Here is a 25,871-nt window from a genome sequence, read left to right on the forward strand (position 1 = left end):
CACCCTTTCCGAGTTTCTCTTTGTATTATGAACAAAGATACTCAATTCAATCCCGGCTTAAAGGGCAAAAAAATAAAGACCGGAGCTGCTCCGGTCTTTAGTCAGTCATTATACTTCCATAATAATTGGGATGATCATCGGTTTACGTTTCGTTTTTTCATAAAGGAATTGGTTCAAAGCATCCCGCATTGCCTGCTTCAGCGTTGACCATTCAACATTTGATGTTTCAGTCGCTTCTGTCACGATGGAACGAACAAGCTCAGTAGCCTGTACGATAAGACCTTCAGACTCTCTTACATAAACAAAACCGCGAGTGATAATTTCTGGTCCTGATACAAGATGTTTCTTTTGTTTATCAAGTGTAATGACAACGATTAAGATTCCGTCCTGTGAAAGCAAGCGGCGGTCTCTCAATACGATATTGCCGATATCACCGACACCTAACCCATCAATTAAAATATTGCCGTAAGGAACTTTATCCCCGATTTTTACGTTTTGGCCGCGGAACTCAACGACGTCTCCTTTTTCAATTAAGAAGATGTCACTGCGCTTCATGCCAGTTTCTTCAGCGATTTTTGAATGGGCTTTTTGCATTCTGTATTCGCCGTTTACAGGAATTAAATACTTTGGTTTAAGCAGATTGATCATCAGCTTTAACTCTTCTTGTGAGCCGTGGCCTGATACATGAACACGCTTTTGGGCAAAGATGACTTGTGCACCGGCTCTCGCAAGTAGGTCCACTGTTTTAGAATAAATAAGTTCCTGCCCGGGAATTGGAGTTGACGCAATGACAACCGTATCCCCTTCTTCAATGTTCAGCTGTTTGTGAGCTTTGTTTGCCATTCTTGTAAGGGCAGCTAATGGTTCACCTTGGCTTCCGGCTGTAATAATGGCCACTTCGCGCTTCGGATATTTCTTGACATCCTGTATAGAAATAAATAATTCATCATCTGCTTCAATGTATCCTAACTTTCTTGCCAGCTGCAGGACAGATTGAAGATTTTTTCCGGCTACGGCAATCTTTCTGCCATTTTGAGCCGCTGCATGAATGACTTGCTGAATCCGGTTAATATTGGATGCGAAAACAGCAATAATCACCCGGTTCTCTGAATTATACAGCGCATCCGAAATTTCTCCGCTGACAGCCGATTCCGAAGGAGTATAACCCGGCCGTTCCGCATTTGCACTGTCAGAAAGCAAGGCGAGCACGCCGCTATTGCCGATCTTGGCGATCTCGCCAATGTCGCACGTCTGATTAAGTGCAGGTGTTTGGTCAAATTTGAAGTCTCCCGTGCATACAATAGATCCAAGTGATGTTTTAAAGCTCACACCTACAGAATCAGGGATGCTGTGAATCGTTCTAAAGAACGATACCTTTGTCGATTCAAATGTAATGACAGATTTGGAGTGAATTTCTCTTAAATCAGTTTTTCGGTTATGTCCGTATTGTTTTAATTTCTCTCTTAACAGCGCAAGCGTCAGCTTTGTTCCGTAAACCGGAACGGACAGCTTGTTTAATAAGTAAAAAACGCCGCCGATATTTTCATCGTGCCCGTGCGTTAAAAAGATTGCCTTGACGCGATCAGCCCGTTCAATCAAATATGATATGTCAGGAATCACCACATCAATACCGAGCATTTCATTTTCTGGATGCATAAGGCCGGCATCAACGACAAATATGTCTGAGTCAATTTCGATGACATAAAGGTTCTTCCCAATCTCTCCGACACCGCCAAGGGCGATAATTCTAACGTTTTCTGTATTTTTCTTTTTCAAAATCTATATCCTCCTAGTCTCATACCCGTCCATCATCACTTGTTCCTATTATAACTGAAAGTAAATTTAGAAAACAAGATAAAGCAGAAGGTTTAGGGAAAACCAATATGTAAAAGAAACGGTCAAACTCAGCTGAATGTGAGAATGACCGCGTTTGTTTCACTGTATGAAATTTTCTTACAGTTCGCTGATCGTGCTGCTTAAGCTCAGACGTTCATCCTCGGTTAACGGGACAAGAGGCAGACGCACAGAACCGACATCAAGACCTCTCAGCTGAAGCGCTGTTTTGACTGGAGCAGGGTTAGGCGCTTTAAACAGTTCCTTCATAATCGGCAGCAGTTTCTGATGAATCAGTGCCGCATTAGCTGTTTGCCCATTCGTATAATTTTTGATCATTTGCTGCATATCTGTGCCTGCGATATGGCTCGCCACTGACACAACTCCTCTTCCTCCAACTGAAAGAATTGGAAGCGTCAGAGCGTCATCCCCTGAATAGACATAGAAGTCTTCAGGCGTTTCAGCAATAATTTTTGTAATCGCTTCGAGGTCGCCGCTCGCTTCTTTAATCGCAACAACATTCGGAATGTCTGCCGCCAAACGGATCGTCGTTTCAGGAGCCAGAGAAGCAACCGTACGGCCCGGAACATTATAAAGCATAACCGGAAGTGATGTCTCTGCCGAAATTGCTTTAAAATGCTGGTACATTCCCTCTTGGGAAGGTTTATTGTAATACGGCGTAACAAGCATAACAGCGTCCACGCCTGCTTCCTCAGCTTTTTTTGTCAGCTTAATGGAATCTTTCGTATTGTTGCTTCCAGTACCGGCGATAACCGGAACCCGTCCGTTTACTTCTTTTACCGTATATTCAAAAAGCGCAATTTTTTCTTCAGTTGATAGGGTTGGAGATTCTCCAGTTGTTCCCGCTACTACTAAAGAATCCGTTCCGTTTTTCAACAAGTAGTCAATCAGTGTAGACAGTTTTTGAAAGTCTACGTTCCCTTTATTGTCAAAAGGTGTAATCATCGCTGTAGACACATTTCCGAAATTCATTTTATTCACCTCATCATGATTCAATCACATTTACTTGGATAGTTCAAACACTTCATGCAAAGCGTTTACAGCAGGAACCATATCCGCTTCATGGACGAGCACCCATATCGTCGTATGGCTGTCAGCCGACTGAAGAATCGGAATTTCTTTTTCTGAAAGAGCTGACACAATTTTGGACGTAACACCGGGAACACCCATAATGCCCGCACCGACCGCCGATACCTTCGCGCAGTTTCTTGTTACCATTGGATCATAGCCCATATCCATTAAAATACGCTGAGCTGTTTCTGTTTTATTTCCGGCTACCGTATAAACGATTTCACTAGGTGTAATGTTAAAGAAATCGACACTGATTCCAGCGTTCGCCATTGCCTTGAACACTTCAGTCTGAACATTATACTGGCCGATTTTGGAAGGCACCTTGAACTGCGTGACATCTTTGACATGAGCGATTCCCGTAATCAGCCTTTCAAAAACATCACTGCCGACCTTGGAAGAGTGATGTGATGTCACCAATGTACCTTTATCCTTCGAATAAGTCGAACGCACGCGGATCGGAACCTTGGCCTGCATCGCGATTTCCACAGCACGCGGATGAATGACCTTAGCCCCCTGATACGCTAGGTTGCAGATTTCCGTATACGTCACGACAGGAAGCGGTTTCGCATTTTCCACAACTCTTGGGTCTGCAGTCATTACACCTTCTACATCGGTGAAAATATCGATGTATTCTGCATCAACAGCTGCTCCGAGTGCGGCTGCAGACGTATCACTGCCCCCTCTGCCGATTGTTGTTGTATCACCTTTTTCAGTTGCGCCCTGGAAGCCTGCGACGACGACCGCATCATGATTGGCGAGCACACCGAATAAACGCTCCGGTCTCATTTCAATGATTTTCGCATTGGTATGCTGATCATTCGTTAAAAAGCCAGCCTGAGCCCCTGTCAGCGCAGCTGCTTTCACACCGTTATCAAGCAGCATGCTTGTAAATACGACAGAGGAAATGGTCTCTCCGCAAGATAAAAGCAAATCCTGCTCCCTTGGAGAAATCGCTGACTGATCGCCGTAAAGCAGCCCCAGCAAAGAATCTGTTGCATACGGGTCTCCTTTTCGGCCCATCGCTGAAACGACAACGACAACCTTATATCCTTCACTGATTGCTTCTTTAATATGCTCTAAAGCCAGTTTGCGGCCTTTATCATCTTTTACTGATGTTCCGCCGAACTTTTGAACAATTATCTTCACTGTTTTCACTCCAAATTATTCGGACGTAACAGAAGAGAGCAGGCTGATAGTGCCTTACTCTCTTCTATTCGTCTTTAGGAAATTCTCTCTTTTATACGAGGTTTAGTTTTTTCAGGCTTTCTGCAATTTGAACAGAGTTCCATGCTGCGCCTTTTAATAGGTTATCAGAAACAACCCATAAATGAAAACCGTTTGCTCTGTCCAAGTCTTTACGGATGCGGCCTACAAACACATCGTTTTTGCCGACAGCATCAGCAGGCATCGGATAAAGCTGCTGGCTCGGGTCATCCTGAAGTGTCACACCCGGAGCTTCTTTTAATAGATTTTTAATATCTTCAACTGTAGCGTCATCACGGTCTATTTCAATGTAGACAGACTCTGAGTGCCCAGTTTGAATTGGCAGTCTCACACATGTAGCCGCTACTTGAAGGTCAGGCATGTGCATGATTTTTTTCGTTTCATTGATCATTTTCATTTCTTCAAACGTATAGCCGTTATCCTGGAATTTATCAATTTGCGGAATCGCGTTGAAGGCGATTTGATAGTGTTTTTTGTCACCTTTTACAGGCATGATCTCAGGCTCTATTTCTTCTTTATTTAAAATTGCCTGTGTTTGGCTGTAAAGCTCTTTTACAGCTTCATTACCCGCTCCTGATACTGCCTGGTAAGTTGATACGATGACTTTGTTTAAGCCGTATGTTTTACGGATCGGCTCAAGAGCCGCAACCATTTGGATTGTAGAGCAGTTTGGATTGGCAATAATGCCGTTGTGTTCATGCAAGTCTGCCTCATTCACTTCTGGCACAACAAGCGGTGTATTTTCGTCCATGCGGAATGCGCTCGTATTATCTATAACAATAGCGCCGCGTTTTACAGCTTCTGGTGCCAATGCTTGTGATACGCTTCCGCCGGCGCTGAACAAAGCAATATTTACCCCTTCAAAGCTCTCAGGAGAAGCTTCCTGAACAGTCAGCTCTTGGCCTTTAAACGTGACTTTTGTCCCCGCAGAGCGTTTTGAAGATAGCAATGTAAGTGTGTCCATTTCAAAGTTTCTGTCTTCAAGTGTTTTAAGCATTTGTTGTCCCACAGCCCCTGTCGCTCCGACAACAGCTACGTGTAAACCTCTTCCCATCTGTAAAACTCCTTCCGCCAATCAGCTTCATTGAATTGATTTGACTATGATTTTACGTTTTATTTTACCATAGAATATGCGGGTGATGACCGAATTTTTTAGTTTGGGAATGATTTTCTGTAAATTTAGTCATTTCCCTGATAATTCTCAACGAGAACCGGCTGAAGCTGCTGGTGCAATAGTGCCTTTTCAATCGTTTGCGGAAGCAGATCCATTTTGGCTACCATTGAATTCGGTTTTTTAAATGGATCGTCTTGCCCGAATGGAATAAAAAAGATATTTTTTGTTGACATGAGCCTCATTAAATTTGTTCCGTTTAAACCGAGTGCATCATTTGTTGAGATACCTAGAACGACTGGCCGATTGTTTCGGATTGTCGCTTTTGCCGCCATCAGCACCGGGCTGTCCGTCATGGCATTTGCCAGCTTGCTCATTGAATTGCCTGTTAAAGGCGCAATGACCATGCAGTCAAGGGGCAGCTTCGGCCCAAGGGGTTCTGCCTTTACAATCGAATCAATGGCCTCATATCCAGTCAGGTCTTCAATTTTTTTAACCCATTCTGCACCCTCTCCAAATCGGGTATTTGTGGATTTTACGTTAAATGTGACAACCGGACGAACTTCAGCTCCTTCGTTGACCAACGCCTCAATTTGCGGAAAAACCGCTTCATATGTGCAATGCGACCCGGTCAGCCCGAACCCGATTCTTTTTCCTTTTAATGACGACATCCTTATTTCCCCTCCTCAGCTTGTATTTCAGCCAAAAGCTTGCTCAAGACGTTTGCAAGGATTTGCCCAGCCGTTTTAGGAGCGACAATCCCTGGAAGGCCGGGAGCAAGAAGTGCTTTAATCCCCTGTTTTTCTGCATATTTAAAATCCGTTCCTCCGGGACGTGAGGCCAGATCCAATATTAAGGTTTTCGGTGTCATACAAGAAAGTACCGCTTGATTTAAAATCATACTCGGTATGGTATTAATGCAAATATCTATATCTTTCACATGCTCTTTCAGCTCATCGGTATGAAAAGGAACGAGCCCCATTTCAGTGATACGTGCCAGATGCGCTGAACTTCTTGCTCCCACTTTTACATTCGCCCCGAGCGCGGCAAATGTCCGGGCAATCGTCATCCCGGTGCGCCCGAGACCGAGAACGGCCACCTGAGATCCGTGTATCGTATAATCCGTGTGCTGAATAGCCAGCATAATCGTTCCTTCTACTGTCGGAATAGAGTTGTATATCGCAATGTCATCCCGCTCAAACAGCTTAACAAGTTTTCTTTTTGCCTGAGCTGCAATGTTTTCTAAATAGGCATTAGAAATACCCGAGAAAATAACACAATGTGCAGGCGTTTTGTTGAGATGGTCCTGTTTTAACACAACCTCTTCATTCGAAAATACAGTCGATACGACACCTTCTCCTGTTGTTGCGGATACTGGGAGAATGATGCTATCTATTTGTTGAAAAGGAATTTCATCAATATTGCATTTTACTGCTCCGGTAAAACCGTGATCCAATTGGTCAAATCCGACAAGATAGATGTCAGCCTGCTGTTCAGTGAGCTTTCTTATAATTTCGAGCTGTCTTGCGTCACCGCCGATAACTGCAATTTTCAATCCGGTTAACATTCTAAACGTTCACCTTCTTTGTATATACTGGATCTCTAGTTGTTAAGCTCCCCTTCATCTTATGATCAAAAGGAAATACCGGTGAATATAAAAGATGCGCTTTTTCTATATAAAAAAACATCGGCTCTGGCAGCCGATGTTTCAGATGTTTTCTTTAGAACCCAATTGGTCGATTTACTCTTGTCGAGGAGACATTTCCTCAGGTACATCTAATATGATCATATCTGATCCGATCTTTTGAATATGATGCCATGGGACGCGAATGTCATGACCTTGTTTTCTTAAACCAAACCACTTAACTGTGGGAATGAGGAGTGCTGTAATTTGTCCATCCTGTTCATTAATTTCTAAATCGGTCTGGCCGAGCACTCCGAGCCGTTCAGCTCTTTTGATGTCTACAATTTCCTTTCCTGATAATTCACTGAGCCGCATGTCTGTCACCCCCTTGTACTATGTATGATGAAAAGGATTAAAAAATGCCTGCCCCATTATTGGGCAGGCTTTCCTTTTTAAGATGGCATATTGCCGGAAGGGCTGATCAGTGCTAATGCATAGTCTTCGGTGAACAATTGTCTGGCAAGGCCGTTGACACGCTCTAAGTTCACGGCGTTTAATTCATTGATGATCTGATCTAATGTTTTATGTTTGCCGAGAAGCAGTTCATTTTTCCCGTTTCGGCTCATTTTGCTATTTGTGCTTTCTAAGCTCAGCATTAAGCTTCCCTTCATTTGCTCTTTGCTGTTTTCCAGCTCTTTCGAAGTAATACCGTCACGTTTTAATGTAGCAAGCGTTTCTTGAATTGTTTCTGACAGCTGCTGAAGCTGATTTGCACCCGTTCCGCCGTAAATCGTTAGCATTCCGCTGTCTTCATACGAGCTGTGGTAGCTGTAAACAGAATAAGCAAGGCCTTTATCTTCACGGACATCTTGGAACAGCCGGCTGCTCATGCTGCCTCCGAGCACATTGTTGAGGACGATTAAATCATAAATACGTTCATGGCCAACCTCTAAGCCTTTAAATCCAAGGCACAAATGAGCCTGCTCTGTTTCTTTTTTTCTCGTCAGTTTTTCCGTGTGGAACTCAGGCTTCTCAAGGCCTGTCGCTTTGCCTTTCGCCTCGTATGAACCGAACCATTTTTCCACATCTTTGATAAAACTGTCAGATATATTGCCCGCTACCGAAATCACTACTCGGTCCGGTGTATAATAATCATTCATGTATTGTCTGAGAGAGTCACCGTTAAAGGAAGCAAGCGTTTCTTCCGTGCCAAGAATTGGGTAGCCTAAAGAATGATTGCCGTAAGTGGCTTTGCTCAGTAAATCATGCACAATGTCGTCCGGCGCATCTTCGTACATTTTAATTTCTTCATATACTACATTTTTCTCTTTTTTCAGCTCGTTTTCATCAAACGTTGAATGAAAGAACATATCTGCTAATACGTCCAGCGCGTAATTCGCATGCTCGTCAAGCACCTTTGCATAGTAGCAGGTATATTCCTTTGAAGTAAACGCATTGACTTGACCGCCAATACGATCAAAAGATTCTGCTATCTCACGTGCAGATTTTGTGCTCGTCCCTTTAAAGAACATGTGCTCTAAAAAGTGAGAAATTCCGTTTATCTCCGGCGTTTCATGTCTCGACCCTGTACCGATCCATACGCCGATCGCAACAGAACGGACTGTCGGGTTATTTTCCAGCACAACTCTTACACCATTTTGACACGTATATCGTTTAATCAAATTTGTTCCTCCTATTCAAAGACAAGCTGCCTTCATCTGTTACTTCAATAGTCTTGTTTCATCCATTAGTTCAGTGACTGTTCCAAGTGCGTATCCTTTGTCTTTTATCTTTGTAATCAGCGCTTCAAGACTTTCCGCCGTAGGGTCAGTCGGATGCATTAAAATCATGGCACCATTATGTATCTTGCTTAACACTCTTGTCTGAAGTACAGACGGAGCCGGCTTTTGCCAATCGATTGTATCAACTGTCCACATAACTGTTCCCATCTGTTTCTCAGCTGCAATATCGATAACCGCTTTTCTGAAACTTCCGCTCGGCGGAGCGAACCACTTTGGCTTAACGCCGATCGTTTGTTCTATTTGCTCATTTGTCTTGTCGAGCTGCTCGGAAATTCTTCCTATAGTCAGTTTGCTCATATCCGGATGATTGTATGAATGATTTCCGATTTCATGTCCGTCTTTTGCAATCTTCTTAGCGAGCTGTTCATTGTTTCTCACCCAATTGCCTTCTAAAAAGAACGTAGCTTTGACATGGTGCTTTTGCAGAATAGGAAGCATTTTTTCCAAATACTCATTTCCCCATGCCACATTGATTAAAAAAGCCACCATCGGTTTGTCAGGATTTCCTTTATAAATAGGCTCAGGCTGAAGTGACTCAAGATGAACGCTTGGTTTTACTTGGCTGTACACCAGGTCATTTTCCCGAAACTCACCATGCTTTTTCATTTTTTTATATGATTGTTCAATATTGACCTTTAATCCATTGTAGCCAGGAATGCTTTTCCACACTTTATCAATTCTTGCATTCTGGGGCTTAACTTCGTACTCCGGCGCTTTTTGAAGCAATTCTTCATATAACGGGTCTTTGGACGCCGTGACAGTCACCGTATCTTTTTTCATTGCCCCTATATAATCAAGTGCATGCGGATTTTCCATCATCTCAAATGAGACAAAAAAAAGAAATAAAAAAACGGCAAACGGTACAAATTTTTTGTACATGTTCTGTCCCCCCTCACCTCACATTATGAAGGAGAAGGACAAGGTAGAACCCGCCTGCTTTTGAAAAGCTTCAAAATAAAGAAGCCGGGTCTCCCAGGCTCCTTTTATGTTTTCATTTAAGATTGTTGTTCTTCTTTTTCTTTCTCTTCACGGAGCACCGCTTTGCGAGACAAATTCACTCGTCCTTGTTTGTCAATTTCAGTGACCTTGACAAGAATCTCGTCTCCGATCTTCACAACATCTTCAACTTTCCCTACGCGTTCAAGCGCAAGCTCTGAAATGTGCACCAAACCGTCTTTTCCGCTGAAAATTTCAACGAAAGCCCCGAATTTTTCAATCCGTTTCACTTTACCTAGGTAAAGCTGGCCGACTTCAACCTCTCTGACAAGGTCTTCAATGATTTTTTTCGCTTTTTGGTTGCTGCTTTCATCTGTAGAGGAAATGAAGATTGTGCCGTCCTGCTCAATATCAATTTTAACACCGGTTTCTTCGATGATCTTATTGATTTGTTTTCCGCTTGGTCCGATGACATCGCGGATTTTATCAGGATTAATAGTCATTGTTAAGATCTTAGGCGCATATCGAGAAAGCTCTTTTCTTGATTCGCTTAACGTTGCAAGCATGCTGTTGAGGATTTCCATTCTGCCCTTTTTCGCCTGCTGAAGCGCTTCTTCAAGAATCTCTCTGGAAAGGCCTTCAATTTTAATGTCCATTTGCAGGGCCGTTACGCCTTTTTCAGTTCCCGCTACTTTAAAGTCCATATCTCCAAGCGCGTCTTCCATGCCTTGGATGTCAGTCAAAACAGTGTAATGTTCGCCTGATTTGACAAGACCCATCGCAATACCAGCAACTGGCGCTTTAATCGGTACACCTGCATCCATCATTGCAAGTGTGCTTGCGCAAATGCTTGCTTGAGACGTAGAACCGTTTGATTCAAGCACTTCTGAAACAAGACGGACAGTATAAGGGAAGTCTTTTTCAGACGGAATAACTGGCTCAAGCGCGCGCTCACCCAGTGCTCCATGTCCGATTTCACGACGTCCCGGTCCGCGCATCGGTCCTGTTTCCCCAACGCTAAATTGCGGGAAGTTGTAGTGATGCATAAACCGTTTCGACTCTTCGACACCTAAGCCGTCAAGGATTTGCACATCTCCCAGAGCACCTAGCGTACATACGCTGAGGGCCTGAGTTTGTCCCCTTGTAAATAGACCTGAACCGTGCGTTCTTGGCAAGAGGCCAACTTCTGAAGAAAGCGGGCGGATTTGATCGACACCTCGGCCGTCCGGTCTTACTTTCTCTTCAGTAATCAGGCGGCGAACTTCATTTTTCACCAGCTTAGATAAAATCTGCTTCACTTGTTTGATTGTATCTTCATCATGCTCTTCATCCTCGAATTTTGCCACAACTGCGCTCTTCACTTCGTTAATGGCATCTTCACGAGCATGCTTTTCATGAACTTGGATAGCTTTCAGCAGATCCTCTTCTGCTAAAGCTTTTACTTTTTCGTTAAGCTCTTCATCAATTTCAAAGAGCTTAATTTCTGATTTCTCTTTGCCGACTGCTGCAACAATTTCTTCTTGGAATGCAATCAGGCGTTTAATCTCTTCATGACCGAACATAATGCCTTCAAGCATGATTTCCTCAGGAACTTCGTCCGCTCCCGCTTCTACCATGTTAATGGCATCTTTCGTGCCGGCAACGACAAGATTGATGTCGCTTTTTTCAAGCTGATCAACTGTTGGGTTAATGATAAATTGATCATCAATGCGTCCGACAGTAACCCCTGCAATTGGTCCTTCAAACGGAATATCCGATACAGAAAGCGCAAGAGATGAACCGAACATGGCAGCCATTTCTGAAGAGCAGTTTTGGTCAACACTCATGACAATGCTGATGACTTGAACTTCATTACGGAATCCATCGGCAAACAAAGGACGGATCGGACGGTCAATTAAACGGCTGGCAAGAACCGCTTTTTCACTCGGGCGTCCTTCTCTTTTAATAAAGCCGCCCGGAATTTTCCCTACCGCATATAATCTTTCTTCATAGTTTACAGTAAGAGGGAAGAAATCAAGCGGTTTTGGTTCTTTTGAAGCGGTTGCTGTACTAAGTACTGCTGTATCACCGTAGCGGATCATCACAGCACCATTTGCCTGTTTGGCAAGCTGGCCGGTTTCAACAGTAAGCGTTCTTCCGGCCCAATCTATGGTAAAGACGTGTTTTTCTTGTCCCATACGATTACGAACTCCTCTCTTCGTTGTGTGAAATAATCAATTACTCCTATTATGAACGAAATGAATTGAACATATCAATGTCAAAGTAGTATGTAAAAGGATTTCAATGATTTGTTATAAGAAATTTCGCTTTAATACGATAAAAAAGCGGGAATCCTCCCGCTTTTTACGATTATCGACGTAAGCCTAGTTTGTTAATTAACTCACGGTAACGAGTTACGTCTTTATTACGTAGATACGTAAGAAGATTACGACGCTTACCTACCATTTTAAGAAGACCGCGACGTGAGTGGTGGTCTTTCTTGTGAGTACGTAAATGCTCGTTCAAGTTGTTAATTGAGTCAGTTAGGATAGCGATCTGAACTTCTGGAGATCCAGTATCAGATTCGTGTGTTTTGAACTCGTTGATGAGTTGGTTTTTACGCTCTTGAGTAATTGCCATCCTGTTTCACCTCCAAATCATATTTAGCCCCAGTTACCTAGCAACCGTCGGTGACTTCGGATTGCCAAGCAATGGTTTTAAGACTACGAAAACTATCATACTAAAAATCGTGCCTATATGCAAATATTTTAGAATAAAATTTGCGTGCGTTGCAAGTTATTTCCGCAAATTGTTGAAATAACGGATGGCTTCCTGCTTATCTTTCTCAATTTGCTCTGTTAATTCTTTGATGCCATTGAATTTCCGCTCGCTCCGAATCCGTTTGTACCATTCGATTTTTATAGCGGCTCCATATACCTCTTGATCGAAATCAAACAGATTGACCTCAATGGAAGGCTGTTCAGGGCGCTTTTCATAAAACGTCGGCTTATAGCCGATATTGCAAACGCCATTGTAGACTTCGCCGTTCACTTCCGCTTTTACGGCATATACACCCGTTGGCGGAACGATATAGCTGTTATTTAAACCGACATTTGCTGTCGGAAACCCGATGGTCCGCCCTCTTTTATCACCATGAATTACAATTCCTTTTATAAAATAAGGCTGTCCAAGCAAGACATTCGCCAATTCAACATCCCCGTTTTGAAGCGCGGTACGGATATACGAAGAACTGATTTTTTTATCCTGCTCCGTTAATTTTTCTACCATGGTGCACTCAGCTTTTCCGTCTAAATCAGCCGGCATGGTCTCCATTGTACCCTTGCCGTATTTGCCGTACGTAAAGTCAAAGCCGGCCACTGCGTGCTGCACATTAAGGCCGATGATATACTGGTCTATAAACTGCTTGGGAGAAAGAGAAGCAAACACTTCATTAAATTTAACGACATACAGAATTTCTGTACCTAATTGTTCAATTTGGTTTATTTTATCTTCAAGAGGCGTAATTAGATCCTTTGGCTCCTTATCCCTGCCCAAAACGTGAGAAGGATGAGGATGAAAGGTCATCACAGCCAATGTCAGGCCTTTTTCTTCGGCTATTTGCTTCGCTGTACCGATTACCTTCTGATGTCCAAGATGAACGCCGTCAAAATAACCTAACGCCATCACTGATTTTGCCTGCTCCTCTTTCATTAAATGATGAGGATGTGTAATATGTATCGTCTTCACAGAACGGTCACCTTTTTTCTATTGTTCGCTTTTTTGCATCAATACTTTTGCCGGCTTTAACAGCCCTTTTTTCGCAGGATGGGGGAGATAGATCGCCAAACAGCTTCCGGATTCAGTAAAGACGGCAATTCGGTCTTCACTTGTCATTTCAGAAAACTGCTCGGGCGTCTCAAGCAAAGCCCCATTTTCTACTTTCTTAGCTAATGTATCACTTATGATCCATTTCGGCAAATGATTGAGCGCACGTTCAATAGGGACTATATGCTCTTCCACGGTTCCGGATTGGACCTGTGCCTCCAGTTCGTCAAAAGTATAGCATTCGTCGAGAGAAAAATCTCCGGAGGCCGTACGGATTAAATGAGACATATGAGCCGGATATCCGAGCTTTTCACCGATCATGACCGCCAGCGTCCTTACATAGGTCCCTTTGGAGCATGTCACTGTAAACCGGAAGCTTGCGGTTTCTCCATTATGTTTAATCTCTGTTGTCAGGGCAATGTCTTCAATGGTAATCATACGTTTCGGACGTTCTACTTCAATCCCCGCTCTTGCGTATTCGTATAATTTTTTGCCGTTTACTTTTACAGCGGAATACATGGGCGGAATTTGTTCTTGTTTGCCCTTTAAACTGTTTAAAACCTTTTCTGCATCGGCTTTATCAATGTCATGATTGACAGGGTTTGTTTCCACCGTTTCTCCGGTTTGATCCTCTGTTGTCGTTGAAAAGCCAAGCGTTATTTCCGCATCATATGTTTTAGATTTTTCAGTTAAGTATTCGACTATTTTTGTCGCTCTGCCCACACAAATCGGAAGCACGCCTGACACTTCTGGATCGAGCGTTCCCGTATGTCCTACTTTTTTTGTTTTCAACAGTTTTCGGATCTTCATGACACAGTCGTGCGATGTCATGCCAACAGGTTTATGTAAAAGGAGAACTCCGTTAACCATTTGCCTTTCACTCCTTCTTTTTTAGCTTTTTTCTTATAAACGAAGAAAGAGGACAGACGATATACGCCTATCCTCTCATTTTTTATTCAGATGGTTTCTCTGAATGTAATTCGTGAATCAATGTTTCGATTCGATTTCCGTAATCGATTGATTCATCGAACTCAAATTCAATTTCAGGCGTTTTGCGAAGTCTGATGCGGCTGCCGATTTCGGATCGGATAAATCCTTTCGCTTTTGCCAGCCCTTTCAGTGCTTCTTCCCGTTTTTTCTCGTCACCGAGAACCGAGATATACACCTTTGCAATTTGCAAATCACCTGATACACGTACATCCGTTACTGTCAGAAAACCAATTCTCGGGTCTTTCAGCTTGCGGCTGATAATATCACCGAGTTCTTTTTTCATTTGCTCGCCGACACGGTTTGCTCTCATACTCAATTCAATCACCTCTAAGTTAAAACCACTCTGTCCTAGTGATCGTCCGTTCAATTTCAGGAAAAGAATCGATAAACGCTAGGACGCGCTGCAGTTCTTTTTCTGTTTGAACGCGAGAGGAAGAAACAGCGGCGATTCCGAAGCTGGTTCTTTGCCAGGTGTCCTGATAGCCAATCTCCGAAATCGAAACATTGAACTTGTTTTGAACCCTGGTTAAAATCCGCTTCAGAACGGCGCGCTTTTCTTTTAGCGATCCTGCATCATAAATGATGCATTCACACTCCGCAAATCCGATCACGTTCTTTCAATTTCTTGCATGACAAACGCTTCAAGGATGTCACCTTCGCGAATGTCATTGTATTTCTTAATTGTAATACCACATTCATAGCCTTGTGAAACTTCTTTCACATCGTCTTTAAAGCGTTTCAGAACATCTACTTCGCCTTCGAAGATGACGACGCCGTCACGAATTAAACGGAGGCCGCTGTCGCGAGTAATGGTTCCTTCAGTAACATATCCGCCAGCAATTGTACCAATTTTAGATACTTTGAATGTTTGGCGCACTTCTACTTGACCAATTACTTTTTCTTCATATTCAGGATCAAGCATACCTTTCATGGCAGCTTCAATCTCGTCGATTACTTTGTAAATGATACGGTGAAGTCGAATATCTACATTTTCAGCTTCAGCCGTACTCTTAGCATTTCCGTCCGGTCTCACATTAAACCCGATAACAATTGCATTGGAAGCAGATGCCAAGATAATGTCAGATTCAGTAATCGCACCAACGCCTGTATGAATGATTTTCACTTTAACGCCTTCTACTTCAATTTTTTGAAGTGCAGCCGTTAAAGCTTCAGCAGATCCTTGAACGTCAGCTTTTACGATGAGATTGATGTCTTTTACATCACCTTGTTTAATTTGCTCGAATAAGTCATCAAGACTGAGCTTCGCTTTATCGCTGCGCTGCTCTTCAAGCTGTTTCGAAGCACGGGCTTCACCGACAGAACGAGCTGTTTTTTCATCCTTAAAGACAAGGAATTGGTCTCCCGCTTGAGGGACATCATTCAAACCGGTAATTTCAACCGGAGTAGACGGACCGGCAGTTTTTACACGGCGGCCAATGTCGTTGACCATCGCACGGACACGGCCAAATGTATTGCCGACTACGATCGGATCACCGACATGCAGTGTTCCAGTCTGCACGAGCAATGTCGCGACTGACCCTCTGCCTTTATCGAGTTCAGCTTCAATAACCGTTCCTTTTGCCTGACGGTTCGGGTTCGCTTTCAATTCCTCTACCTCACTGACAAGCAAGATCATTTCAATGAGCTCATCAATGCCTTTTCCAGTTAAAGCGGAAAGCGGCACAAAAATGGTTTCTCCGCCCCAAGCTTCAGGGACAAGTCCGTATTCCGTCAGTTCTTGCATCACACGGTCAGGGTTTGCGGATTCTTTATCAATTTTATTCACAGCAACGATGATTGGAACCTCTGCTGCTTTTGCATGGTTAATCGCTTCTACTGTTTGCGGCATTACACCGTCATCGGCAGCTACGACGAGAATCGTAATATCCGTTACTTCTGCACCGCGTGCACGCATCGTTGTAAATGCGGCGTGGCCCGGTGTATCCAAGAACGTGATTTTCTTGCCGTTCTCTTCAATTTGATAAGCGCCGATATGCTGAGTGATACCGCCTGCTTCTCCTTCAACAACCTTTGTTTTACGGATGCTGTCAAGAAGCGTCGTTTTCCCATGGTCAACGTGGCCCATGATTGTTACAACAGGTGGACGAATTTCAAGATCCTCTTCTTTATCAGGCTCTTCGTATTTTTCCAGCTCTGTTTCTTCAAGCACAATGACCTCTTCGGTTTCAACACCATATTCTGATGCAATGAGTTCGATTGTGTCTTTATCAAGCTCTTGGTTAATGGTTGCCATTACGCCAAGAAGCATCAGCTTTTTAATGATTTCTGAAGGCTCTTTGCCAAGCTCTTCAGCAAGTGCGCCAACTGTTAAAGTGCCAGAGAATGTAATTTTCTCAGGAAGCTCTTTTTTCGGTTTTACAGGCTTTTGCTGATGTTGGTTTTTATTGTTGTGGTTGCGTTTATTTTTTTTGTTGTTGTTATTCTTCTTGTTTTTGTTAAATTGATTATTCTGCACGTCATTCTTCTTTCCGTCTCGAATTTTATTTGGTTGATTTCCAGCTGATTGCTGATTAACCCCTTGTGGCTGTTTGTTTTTGTTCGTTTCTGCTGGCTTTTGAGATTTAGCGGCAGCGCCGCCTTTTTTATATTTGGCATCAAGCTTTTTAATGGCCTTTTCTTCTAGCATGGCCATGTGATTATTCACTTCTAAATCCATGTTTTTCAGTGCGGTCAAAATTTCCTTACTTGAAACATTTAACGCTTTTGCATATTCGTATACTCTCATTTTAGCCATTCGTTCACCCCCAAAAATATTAATCGAGCAAGCTGATCAGCTTATTCGCAAAACCTTGGTCAGTGACGGCGACAACGACACGGGCTTCTTTACCGATAGAGCGTCCAAGAACCGCGCGACTCTCGACTTTTTTATAAGGGACTTTATAATAATTGCACTTGTCGGTTACTTTTTTTGCTGTGTTAGATGATGCATCCTCAGTAAGCAGGACAAGCTTTGCACGCGCATTCCTGATTTCTTTTATCACCAAGTCTTCGCCTGACACGACCTTACGAGCTCGATTGGCCAGACCCAGCAAGGGAAACCATTCCATTCCAGACATTTTATTTTTTCACCTTTTCCGCCAGTTCCAGCAATTCATCGAAAATCTGGTCATCGATTTGTGATTGAAATTGATTTTGCAAAGTGTTTTTCTTTTTTGCTGCTAAGATGCACTCTTTATCCAGCGTTAAATAAGCACCCCGCCCGTTCTTTTTGCCGGTCGGGTCTACTGAGATATCGCCTTCTTTCGACCGTACAACTCGGATCAGTTCCTTTTTAGGCTTCATTTCACCAGTCACTACACATTTGCGTAATGGGATCTTTTTGTGTTTATTCACCTAAAGTCACCTCTTATTCATCCGATTCAGCAGTTTCAGGCTCTGTAAAGAGCGGCTCATCGTCTTCTTCAAGTTCTCTCGGATAGATTCCAAGTTCTCTTGCGTCTGTTTCGCTCTTAATATCAATCTTCCAGCCTGTCAGTTTAGCAGCTAAGCGTGCGTTTTGTCCTCTTTTGCCAATCGCCAAAGACAGCTGGTAATCAGGAACAATAACAGTTGTCGCTTTTTCTTCTTCATTAACGATGACATCAAGCACTTTGGAAGGGCTGAGCGCATTCGCGACAAATTCTACAGGATCACTGGACCAGTTGACAATGTCAATTTTTTCACCTTTTAATTCATTGACGATTGCTTGCACACGCTGGCCTTTAGGGCCTACGCATGAACCGACAGGATCCACATCAGGATCATCTGTGCGGACAGAAATTTTTGAACGGTCGCCGGCTTCTCTGGCAACAGATTTTAGCTCGACAGTTCCATCATAAATTTCAGGCACTTCAATTTCAAACAAACGCTTTAACAGGCCTGGATGTGTTCTTGACACGTAGATCTGCGGGCCCTTCGTTGTTTTTTCTACTTTTGTGATAAATACCTTAATGCGGTCATGAGGCTTGTAGCTTTCATTCGGCATTTGCTCATTAACCGGCAGCAAGGCTTCTATTTTGCCTAAAGACACGTAGATAAATTTATTGTCCAGACGCTGGACGATACCTGTCATGATGTCTTCTTCACGGTCGATAAATTCAGAATAAATCACACCGCGCTCAGCTTCGCGCACACGCTGTGTGACGACCTGCTTCGCTGTTTGAGCAGCTATGCGCCCGAAATCCTTAGGAGTTACTTCGATTTCGACGACATCGCCGACCATATATTCCGGATGGATGCCCTGCGCTTCTTCGATAGAGATCTCTAATCTCTGGTCGTACACTTCGTCAACGACATCTTTTCTTGCAAATACACGGATGGAGCCAGTTTCACGGTTTAGATCCACCCGTACATTTTGCGCTTGATTAAAATTCCGCTTATAAGCAGAAATTAACGCAGCTTCGATTGCTTCAATGATAATTTCTTTACTGATGCCTTTTTCTTTTTCAAGAATCGTGAGAGCATCTAATAATTCACTGCTCATTTAACGGTCTCCCCCCTTAAAACATTTGTATTCATTAGAATGTAACAGCTAATCTTGCATTAGCTATCTTTTCATACGGAATATTGACCCGTTTCTTTCTTGTTTTGATCGTGATCTCAACTGTCACTGTTTGTCCATCAAATTCAGCCAGTTCACCTTCAAACACTTTTACGCCTTCAATAGGCTCGTACGTCTTAATGTATACATTTTTTCCAAGTGATTTTTCGAAATCGGCTTTTTTCTTTAGCGGACGCTCAGCTCCTGGAGATGAGACTTCAAGAAAGTAATTTTGGCTAATTGGGTCTGCCTCATCAAGCTTTTCGCTTAAAGCTTCGCTTACTTTGGCACATTCCTCAATATCCACACCGTCATCGGAATCAATAAACACGCGAAGGAACCAGCTTTGGCCCTCTTTGACAAATTCAATGTCAACGAGTTCCAGCTGAAGGCTGTCTACGATTGGCTGAGCCATTTCTTGAACGGTGTCAGTCACTTTTTTGCTCATGTTCTTCCTCCTTGTGCTGTCGATCTCATATTCGTCTCGTCACTCTGCATAAAAACCCTGCTTCAAAAGAGCAGGGGCTAAAAAGTAAACGATGAACATGTCGAGACAAAATTCTCTTGTTCAATACAAAAGAGCGGGTTTCCCCACTCTTTGCCTCGGTAATCGTTAGCATTTCCAATAAAACTATACCATAACCATATTTTTATTGCAAATGGATATACGCTTACCTTCATGCCTAAGCAAGTGACAGAAACTCTAATATTACGATGACACTTTTTGCGCTTATGTATGCATAGAAGCAGAATTTCCGAGAAATTCTGCTTTCCATGTTAAAACAGTGACAATTGGTTTTGATCAGGCAGTGATTCCAGACAGCCATGGCGATCTAAATACTCTAAAATGGTTTTTGATACTTTCCCTCTCTTTTGCAAATCTTCTTTTGAGAGGAATTCACCTTCTTCGCGAGCTTTTACAATGTTCAAAGCAGCGTTCGTTCCTAATCCAGGGATAGAGTTAAACGGCGGGATAAGACTGTTGCCGTCAATAATAAACTCTGTAGCGCTGGAGCGATATAAATCGACTTTTTGGAATGAATAGCCTCTCTCACACATTTCAAGCGCTAATTCTAAAACAGTCAGAAGGTTCTTTTCCTTCGGTGAAGCATCAAGTCCTTTAGCGTTTATATCCTCCATAACCGCTCTGATTGCTGTAGAACCCTTGATCATTGTATCGATATCAAAGTCGTCCGCACGAACGGTAAAATAAGCCGCATAATACAAAAGAGCATGATGCACTTTAAAGTAAGCAATGCGGACTGCCATTAATACATATGCCGCGGCGTGGGCTTTCGGGAACATGTATTTAATCTTTTTACAAGAATCAATATACCAGTCTGGGACATTGTTATTTTTCATTTCTTCTTCCCATTCAGGCGTTAATCCTTTTCCTTTACGCACAAATTCCATGATTTTAAAGGCAAGGGACGGCTCAAGGCCTTGATAGATTAAATACACCATAATGTCATCACGGCAGCCGATAACCTCACTCAGCTCACAAATATTATTGTGGATGAGCTCCTGCGCATTGCCTAGCCATACATCAGTTCCATGAGACAAGCCTGAAATCTGAACGAGCTCTGAAAAAGTTGTCGGCTTAGTATCTTCAAGCATCTGCCGGACAAATCGGGTTCCGAATTCAGGAATTCCAAGCGTGCCCGTTTTACAGCCGATCTGTTCTTCCGTCACACCGAGTGATTCGGTTCCCTGGAAGATCTTCATCACTTCAGGATCATCCGTCGGAATTGTTTTTGGATCTATTCCGCTTAAGTCTTGAAGCATCCGAATGACAGTCGGATCATCGTGTCCGAGAATATCCAGTTTTAACAGGTTGTCATGGATGGAGTGGAAATCAAAATGAGTCGTTTTCCACTCTGAACCTGTGGCATCTGCCGGGAACTGAATCGGTGAAAAATCATAAATATCCATATAATCCGGAACTACGATAATACCGCCGGGGTGCTGTCCAGTTGTACGTTTTACACCTGTGCATCCCTGTACGAGCCTATCTATTTCGGCACCGCGCATATGAAGATCATTGTCTCCGGCATAGCCTTTTACATAACCGTAGGCTGTTTTTTCTGCCACCGTGCCTATTGTACCCGCACGATATACATTGTCTTCTCCGAACAGCACTTTTGTGTAATTGTGTGCCTGCGGCTGATATTCTCCCGAGAAGTTCAAATCGATATCAGGTACTTTGTCCCCTTTAAATCCTAAGAACGTTTCAAATGGAATATCATGGCCGTCTTTTTTCAAAGGTGTTCCGCAATGAGGACATGTTTTGTCAGGCAGGTCAAAACCAGAACCGACAGAACCGTCATTAAAGAACTCAGAATGCTGGCACTCAGGACAAACATAGTGCGGCGGCAGCGGGTTTACCTCGGTAATCTCAGTAAGTGTCGCAACTAATGAAGATCCTACGGAACCACGGGAACCAACGAGATACCCGTCATCTAGTGAACGTTTTACAAGTTTGTGAGAGATCAAGTAAATAACAGCAAAGCCGTGGCCAATGATACTCTTTAATTCTTTTTCAATCCGTGCTTCGACAATTTCAGGCAGCTCTTCCCCGTAAATGCTTCTTGCACGCTGATAGCTCATTTCTCTGATCTCTTCATCGGCGCCTTCGATTTTCGGCGTATATAAATCATCTTTAATCGGCTTGATGTCATCAACTAAAGATGCAACCTTTTGGGTATTGGTGACTACGATTTCCTTCGCTTTTTCTTCGCCTAAGAAAGAAAAAGCTTCAAGCATTTCGTCTGTCGTTCTGAAATGCACTTTTGGCAGCTCGTGCCTGTTCAGCGGATTTGCCCCGCCTTGTGAGGATATTAAAATCTTTCTGTAGATTTTATCCTCATCATTCAAGTAATGAACATTTCCCGTAGCAACAACCGGTTTATTAAGCTTTTCCCCCAGTTTGGTGATATTCGCAATAATTTCTTTCAGCGCTTTTTCATCGCGGACCAGTTCAAGCTCCAGCAAGTGACGGTACACTTCAGGCGGCTGAACCTCAAGATAATCATAGAATGACGCGATGTCTTCCACCTCTTCAGGCGATTTTTGCATCATTCCCTCAAAAACCTCTCCCCTGTCACAGGCTGAACCGATCAGAAGCCCTTCCCTGTATTTCTCAAGCTGAGACCTCGGAATACGGGGCACTCTGTAAAAATAATGAATATGAGAAAGTGACACGAGCTTAAATAAATTTTTGAGTCCCGTGCTGTTCACAGCAAGCAATGTGGCGTGATACGGTCTTGATCTTTGATAAGCATTGGACTGACCCATATTTTCATTCAGCTCATCATGGTACTGAATGCCTTTTTCAGCTGCGTCTTTCAGCATTTTCAGAAGCAAATAAGCGGTTGCCTCAGTATCATAGATCGCACGGTGGTGCTGTGTGAGTTCGATATCGAACTTTTTACAAAGTGTGTTCAACCGGTGGTTCTTAAATTCCGGATAGAGAAAACGGCCAAGCTCAAGTGTATCAATGACCGGGTTTTTAGCTTTATCGACTTCAAGAAGCTTTTTATAGGCTACATTTAAGAACCCCATATCAAAGCTTGCATTATGAGCGACAAGGATATCATCGCCAATCCATTCCCTAAAATCTCTTATGACATCTACGACATCCGGAGCGTCTTGTAGCATATCATCAGTGATCCCTGTCAGCTCTATGATTGTGGCGGAAAGCGGACGATGCGGGTTCGCAAACGCCTCAAATTTATCAATAATTTCTCCGCCTTTTACTTTTACTGCAGCCAGCTCAATAATGGTATCGTATACAGCAGACAATCCTGTCGTCTCAACGTCAAAAACAACATATGTTTCTTCTTCGAGCAGACGATGTGCGGCATTATAAGCAATTGGCACGCCATCATCCACGAGATTCGCTTCCATCCCGTAAATCATTTTAATTCCATGCTTTTTGGCCGCAGAATACGCATCAGGGAAGGATTGAACGACAGCATGGTCGGTCAAAGCGATGGCCTCATGCCCCCATTTTTTCGCCTGTTCGACAAGCTTTCCGATACCCGTAACAGCATCCATTTGGCTCATTGGGGAATGAAGATGCAATTCCACTCTTTTTTCTCCTTCAGGTGCTGAATCTTCACGGGTTTTTGCTTTTATTTCGTTTACGTCATTTGCGATCATGACAAGGTCTCTGACAAATGTATCATTTTGAATGCTTCCGCGTGCTTTTACCCACATTCCTTTTTTCAGAGACTTCATCAGTGCCGCATCTTCTTTTTCACGTGCAAACATTTTGATCAAAATACTATTTGTATAGTCTGTAATTTTGAAGATACACAGCGTGCGCCCGCTCTTCAGCTCGCGCGTCTCCACATCAAACACATAACCTTGGACCGTAATTCTCCGTTCTTCGTCCATGATGCTGTCAAGTGTCCGGATTTCCTCGTTATCTTTAATCTGATAACCGATGACTAGAGGACCAGATGGAGCTTGGTCTTCATCACTTTCTTTATCTTTCTTCTCCATTTCAATCAAGGCCTGCATAGCCCGCTCTTGGTCTTCTGCAAGCTTTTGCTCCCGAAACTTTTGAACTTCCTGCTCGGATACAAATATTTCAGCATCAAGCTGAAGATCCGGAAAGCCAAATTGACGGTAGCCTGCTTGAATCATGGAACTGTATTTGTTTTTTAGCGCAGCCGCTTCTGTATCCGTTTTGGTTTTGACAATCAGTTTATTGCCCTTCAGCTTCGGTTTTTGCTGGTTTAAAAGGCTGATAATCGGCGGCGAAATGCCCTGCAGTTCTTCAATGCAGCGTGACCAGTAGTCTTGAACGATACTTTCACTGACCTCGGCATCCTGAACTTCAATTGAAGATGTCACTTTTGCTATGTGGGCAAACGATTGCGTGAGCCTCGTTGTTAATGTGTCATATATTTGAAAAGGCAGCAAAGATTTAAATTGAAAATGAAAATGCCAAGACTTAGAAGCTTTGTGAATTGTCAGCTTTTTAATCTCACCATCATCAAAGTAGGTCATGAAGGTATCATCTGTCATATTAATCTGCTGCAGAAGAATTTGAAACTGCCTTCTGTTTACTGATAACTGTTCCATTAAGACAGTATCCCTCCCTAAAAACATCATAAGTGAAGGTACCTCAGGCAATGAGGTACCTTATATTATATCTATTTTAACATGTTTTTTTGATAAATCGTTATGGTGATTACTGCTTGCTGATAAATGCGGATAATTCGTCTACTGAAATCTCAGTTGACTCACCTGTTTGGCGGATTTTCACTTCGACAATGCCTTCGTCAGCCCGTTTTCCGACAGTAATGCGGATTGGAAGGCCGATTAGATCTGAATCAGCGAATTTTACGCCGGCACGCTCAGCACGGTCGTCATAGAGCACCTCATAGCCTTCAGCTTTTAAATCGGCATACAGCTTTTCAGCAAGCTCTCTTTGCCCATCGTTTTTCATGTTCAAAGCAAGAATATGAAGATCGTACGGTGCAACGCTTTTTGGCCATATTAAGCCTTTTTCGTCATGATGCTGTTCAGCAATAGCAGAAAGCGTTCTTGACACGCCGATTCCGTAACAGCCCATCATCATTGGCTGCGCGCGTCCATTTTCATCTAAATATGTCGCATTCATCGCTTCTGAATAGCGTGTTCCGAGCTTAAAGACTTGTCCGACCTCGATCCCTTCAGCAAAACGGATCGTTCCTTTGCCGTCTGGTGAAGGATCACCTTCCTTAATAAAACGAAGATCTGCAAACTCTTTAATTTGGGCGTCACGGTTCACATTGACATTTTGATAATGATGATCTCCTTCATTTGCTCCGGCAACAGCATTGACCATTGCCTTCACAGCTTGATCGGCATACACTTCCACATCCTGATGAATACCGATAGGGCCAACAAACCCTGGTTCTGTTCCGAGCTGCTGAATGACCTCTTCATGTGTGGCAAGCTCTACAACCTCTGCATGAAGCAAATTTTTCACTTTAATATCGTTCACTTCATGGTCCCCTCTAACAAGCACTAGGACAAAACGGTCATCGGCTTTAAACAATACTGACTTAATACATGCTTCAGCAGAAACCTGTAGGAACGCAGTCAGTTCTTCAATTGTTTTCACGTTAGGCGTATGAACCTTCTCTAGAGCTTTTGGTTCTTCATTTGAAGGGACTTCCTGGTAAAGAACTTCAGCCATTTCGATATTAGCCGCGTACTGTGATTCATCAGAATACGCAATCGTATCCTCTCCGATCGCAGAAAGCGCCATAAATTCGTGCGTATCCTTTCCTCCCATTGCGCCTGAATCAGCAATAACAGGTCTTACATTAATGCCGCAGCGGGCAAAAATATTTGAATAAGCCTCATACATTTTTTGATACGTTTCATCCAGGCTCTCTGCAGATGCATGGAATGAGTACGCATCCTTCATAATAAATTCGCGGCCTCTTAACAAACCGAAGCGAGGACGTTTTTCATCTCTGAATTTAGACTGAATTTGATACAGAGTCAGAGGGAGACGCTTATAAGATTTAACCTCATCGCGAACAAGTGAAGTGATAACTTCTTCATGCGTTGCCCCTAAAGCAAATTCACGGCCATGACGGTCTTTTAGTCTCATCAGTTCGGGACCATACGTATACCATCTGCCTGATTCCTGCCATGTCTCAGCCTGCTGCAATGCGGGCATGAGCATTTCTACGGCATCAATTTTCTCCATTTCTTCTCGAACAATCTGCTGAATGTTTTGAATCACCTTATACGCAAGAGGCATATAGCTGTATACCCCGCTCGTATTCTGTCTGATAAATCCTGCTCTCAGAAGAAGCTGATGACTTTTTGCTTCGGCATCAGCTGGAACTTCACGGAGCGTAGGAATAAGCGTCAAGCTTTGTCTCATTTCTTCGCACCTCTGATTGA

At 43.2% G+C, this 25,871-nt stretch carries 22 protein-coding genes; all 22 read right to left on the reverse strand.

The features are described from left to right. Positions 1 to 108 precede the first annotated feature (108 nt). Positions 109 to 1,776 carry a ribonuclease J2 gene (rnjB, locus tag NZD81_RS06675; RefSeq protein ID WP_040083151.1) on the reverse strand — a complete coding sequence of 556 codons (1,668 nt, stop codon included), beginning with the start codon at positions 1,774 to 1,776 and terminating at the stop codon, positions 109 to 111. Positions 1,777 to 1,953: 177 nt separating this feature from the next. Then, positions 1,954 to 2,826: a 4-hydroxy-tetrahydrodipicolinate synthase gene (gene dapA, locus NZD81_RS06680; RefSeq protein ID WP_014664009.1), complete on the reverse strand. Its 873-nt coding sequence runs from the start codon at positions 2,824 to 2,826 to the stop codon at positions 1,954 to 1,956. 30 nt (positions 2,827 to 2,856) lie between these two features. Continuing rightward, positions 2,857 to 4,071, reverse strand: coding sequence for an aspartate kinase (gene dapG / locus NZD81_RS06685; RefSeq protein ID WP_040083152.1), 1,215 nt, complete (start codon positions 4,069 to 4,071; stop codon positions 2,857 to 2,859). Positions 4,072 to 4,162: 91 nt separating this feature from the next. Further along, complete coding sequence (gene asd, locus NZD81_RS06690) at positions 4,163 to 5,203, reverse strand: aspartate-semialdehyde dehydrogenase (protein ID WP_014664007.1); 1,041 nt, start codon at positions 5,201 to 5,203, stop codon at positions 4,163 to 4,165. Between the two features lie 125 nt (positions 5,204 to 5,328). After that, a complete protein-coding gene (gene dpaB / locus NZD81_RS06695; protein ID WP_014664006.1) occupies positions 5,329 to 5,931 on the reverse strand; it encodes a dipicolinate synthase subunit B in 603 nt (200 codons plus the stop codon). A gap of 2 nt (positions 5,932 to 5,933) precedes the next feature. After that, complete coding sequence (gene dpaA, locus NZD81_RS06700; RefSeq protein ID WP_014664005.1) at positions 5,934 to 6,827, reverse strand: dipicolinic acid synthetase subunit A; 894 nt, start codon at positions 6,825 to 6,827, stop codon at positions 5,934 to 5,936. A gap of 174 nt (positions 6,828 to 7,001) precedes the next feature. Continuing rightward, positions 7,002 to 7,259, reverse strand: coding sequence for a YlmC/YmxH family sporulation protein (locus NZD81_RS06705; RefSeq protein ID WP_014664003.1), 258 nt, complete (start codon positions 7,257 to 7,259; stop codon positions 7,002 to 7,004). Positions 7,260 to 7,336: 77 nt separating this feature from the next. Beyond that, complete coding sequence (locus NZD81_RS06710; RefSeq protein WP_282372070.1) at positions 7,337 to 8,566, reverse strand: M16 family metallopeptidase; 1,230 nt, start codon at positions 8,564 to 8,566, stop codon at positions 7,337 to 7,339. Positions 8,567 to 8,605: 39 nt separating this feature from the next. Continuing rightward, on the reverse strand, positions 8,606 to 9,565 hold the full coding sequence (locus NZD81_RS06715) for a polysaccharide deacetylase family protein (RefSeq protein WP_148343055.1): 960 nt from the start codon (positions 9,563 to 9,565) through the stop codon (positions 8,606 to 8,608). A gap of 116 nt (positions 9,566 to 9,681) precedes the next feature. Beyond that, positions 9,682 to 11,799, reverse strand: coding sequence for a polyribonucleotide nucleotidyltransferase (gene pnp / locus NZD81_RS06720; RefSeq protein ID WP_282372065.1), 2,118 nt, complete (start codon positions 11,797 to 11,799; stop codon positions 9,682 to 9,684). 172 nt (positions 11,800 to 11,971) lie between these two features. Beyond that, a complete protein-coding gene (rpsO, locus tag NZD81_RS06725; RefSeq protein ID WP_003220957.1) occupies positions 11,972 to 12,241 on the reverse strand; it encodes a 30S ribosomal protein S15 in 270 nt (89 codons plus the stop codon). Between the two features lie 156 nt (positions 12,242 to 12,397). Further along, entirely contained in the window at positions 12,398 to 13,348 is a 951-nt protein-coding gene (gene ribF / locus NZD81_RS06730; RefSeq protein ID WP_040083157.1) for a bifunctional riboflavin kinase/FAD synthetase, read from the reverse strand. An 18-nt stretch (positions 13,349 to 13,366) separates the two neighbouring features. Then, positions 13,367 to 14,296, reverse strand: a complete 930-nt coding sequence (gene truB, locus NZD81_RS06735) for a tRNA pseudouridine(55) synthase TruB (protein WP_282372062.1) — start codon at positions 14,294 to 14,296, stop codon at positions 13,367 to 13,369. 82 nt (positions 14,297 to 14,378) lie between these two features. Beyond that, on the reverse strand, positions 14,379 to 14,732 hold the full coding sequence (rbfA, locus tag NZD81_RS06740) for a 30S ribosome-binding factor RbfA (RefSeq protein WP_009967251.1): 354 nt from the start codon (positions 14,730 to 14,732) through the stop codon (positions 14,379 to 14,381). Between the two features lie 16 nt (positions 14,733 to 14,748). Continuing rightward, positions 14,749 to 15,027 (reverse strand): DUF503 domain-containing protein, encoded by a 279-nt coding sequence (locus tag NZD81_RS06745; protein WP_003220950.1) that lies wholly within the window; start codon positions 15,025 to 15,027, stop codon positions 14,749 to 14,751. Beyond that, entirely contained in the window at positions 15,024 to 17,171 is a 2,148-nt protein-coding gene (gene infB, locus NZD81_RS06750) for a translation initiation factor IF-2 (protein WP_014663997.1), read from the reverse strand. Before infB ends, NZD81_RS06745 begins: the two co-directional genes overlap by 4 nt. Positions 17,172 to 17,190: 19 nt before the next feature. Continuing rightward, a complete protein-coding gene (locus tag NZD81_RS06755; protein WP_003220946.1) occupies positions 17,191 to 17,493 on the reverse strand; it encodes a YlxQ family RNA-binding protein in 303 nt (100 codons plus the stop codon). Between the two features lies 1 nt (position 17,494). Beyond that, a complete protein-coding gene (rulR, locus tag NZD81_RS06760) occupies positions 17,495 to 17,770 on the reverse strand; it encodes a glucose-induced regulator RulR (RefSeq protein ID WP_014663996.1) in 276 nt (91 codons plus the stop codon). A gap of 13 nt (positions 17,771 to 17,783) precedes the next feature. Beyond that, positions 17,784 to 18,899: a transcription termination factor NusA gene (nusA, locus tag NZD81_RS06765; protein WP_014663995.1), complete on the reverse strand. Its 1,116-nt coding sequence runs from the start codon at positions 18,897 to 18,899 to the stop codon at positions 17,784 to 17,786. Between the two features lie 34 nt (positions 18,900 to 18,933). Next, positions 18,934 to 19,404, reverse strand: a complete 471-nt coding sequence (rimP, locus tag NZD81_RS06770) for a ribosome maturation factor RimP (protein WP_014663994.1) — start codon at positions 19,402 to 19,404, stop codon at positions 18,934 to 18,936. 329 nt (positions 19,405 to 19,733) lie between these two features. After that, positions 19,734 to 24,047: a PolC-type DNA polymerase III gene (locus tag NZD81_RS06775; RefSeq protein WP_282372060.1), complete on the reverse strand. Its 4,314-nt coding sequence runs from the start codon at positions 24,045 to 24,047 to the stop codon at positions 19,734 to 19,736. A 109-nt stretch (positions 24,048 to 24,156) separates the two neighbouring features. After that, the gene (gene proS, locus NZD81_RS06780; RefSeq protein ID WP_243571834.1) at positions 24,157 to 25,851 is read right to left on the reverse strand and encodes a proline--tRNA ligase; all 1,695 of its coding nucleotides are present in this window, start codon (positions 25,849 to 25,851) and stop codon (positions 24,157 to 24,159) included. Positions 25,852 to 25,871 lie beyond the last annotated feature (20 nt).

The sequence above is a fragment of the Bacillus sp. B.PNR1 genome (assembly GCF_030386235.1).
Lineage (GTDB): Bacteria > Bacillota > Bacilli > Bacillales > Bacillaceae > Bacillus > Bacillus stercoris.

What these genes read in the sequence shown, in the direction of transcription:
- NZD81_RS06705 (WP_014664003.1), bottom strand. Translation starts at nt 7,259, where the DNA reads ATGCGGCTCAGTGAATTATCAGGAAAGGAAATTGTAGACATCAAAAGA.
- rpsO (WP_003220957.1), bottom strand. Translation starts at nt 12,241, where the DNA reads ATGGCAATTACTCAAGAGCGTAAAAACCAACTCATCAACGAGTTCAAA.
- dpaB (WP_014664006.1), bottom strand. Translation starts at nt 5,931, where the DNA reads ATGTCGTCATTAAAAGGAAAAAGAATCGGGTTCGGGCTGACCGGGTCG.
- NZD81_RS06755 (WP_003220946.1), bottom strand. Translation starts at nt 17,493, where the DNA reads ATGTCTGGAATGGAATGGTTTCCCTTGCTGGGTCTGGCCAATCGAGCT.
- asd (WP_014664007.1), bottom strand. Translation starts at nt 5,203, where the DNA reads ATGGGAAGAGGTTTACACGTAGCTGTTGTCGGAGCGACAGGGGCTGTG.
- NZD81_RS06715 (WP_148343055.1), bottom strand. Translation starts at nt 9,565, where the DNA reads ATGTACAAAAAATTTGTACCGTTTGCCGTTTTTTTATTTCTTTTTTTT.
- nusA (WP_014663995.1), bottom strand. Translation starts at nt 18,899, where the DNA reads ATGAGCAGTGAATTATTAGATGCTCTCACGATTCTTGAAAAAGAAAAA.
- dapA (WP_014664009.1), bottom strand. Translation starts at nt 2,826, where the DNA reads ATGAATTTCGGAAATGTGTCTACAGCGATGATTACACCTTTTGACAAT.
- rimP (WP_014663994.1), bottom strand. Translation starts at nt 19,404, where the DNA reads ATGAGCAAAAAAGTGACTGACACCGTTCAAGAAATGGCTCAGCCAATC.
- infB (WP_014663997.1), bottom strand. Translation starts at nt 17,171, where the DNA reads ATGGCTAAAATGAGAGTATACGAATATGCAAAAGCGTTAAATGTTTCA.
- dpaA (WP_014664005.1), bottom strand. Translation starts at nt 6,827, where the DNA reads ATGTTAACCGGATTGAAAATTGCAGTTATCGGCGGTGACGCAAGACAG.
- pnp (WP_282372065.1), bottom strand. Translation starts at nt 11,799, where the DNA reads ATGGGACAAGAAAAACACGTCTTTACCATAGATTGGGCCGGAAGAACG.
- proS (WP_243571834.1), bottom strand. Translation starts at nt 25,851, where the DNA reads ATGAGACAAAGCTTGACGCTTATTCCTACGCTCCGTGAAGTTCCAGCT.
- truB (WP_282372062.1), bottom strand. Translation starts at nt 14,296, where the DNA reads ATGGTTAACGGAGTTCTCCTTTTACATAAACCTGTTGGCATGACATCG.
- NZD81_RS06775 (WP_282372060.1), bottom strand. Translation starts at nt 24,047, where the DNA reads ATGGAACAGTTATCAGTAAACAGAAGGCAGTTTCAAATTCTTCTGCAG.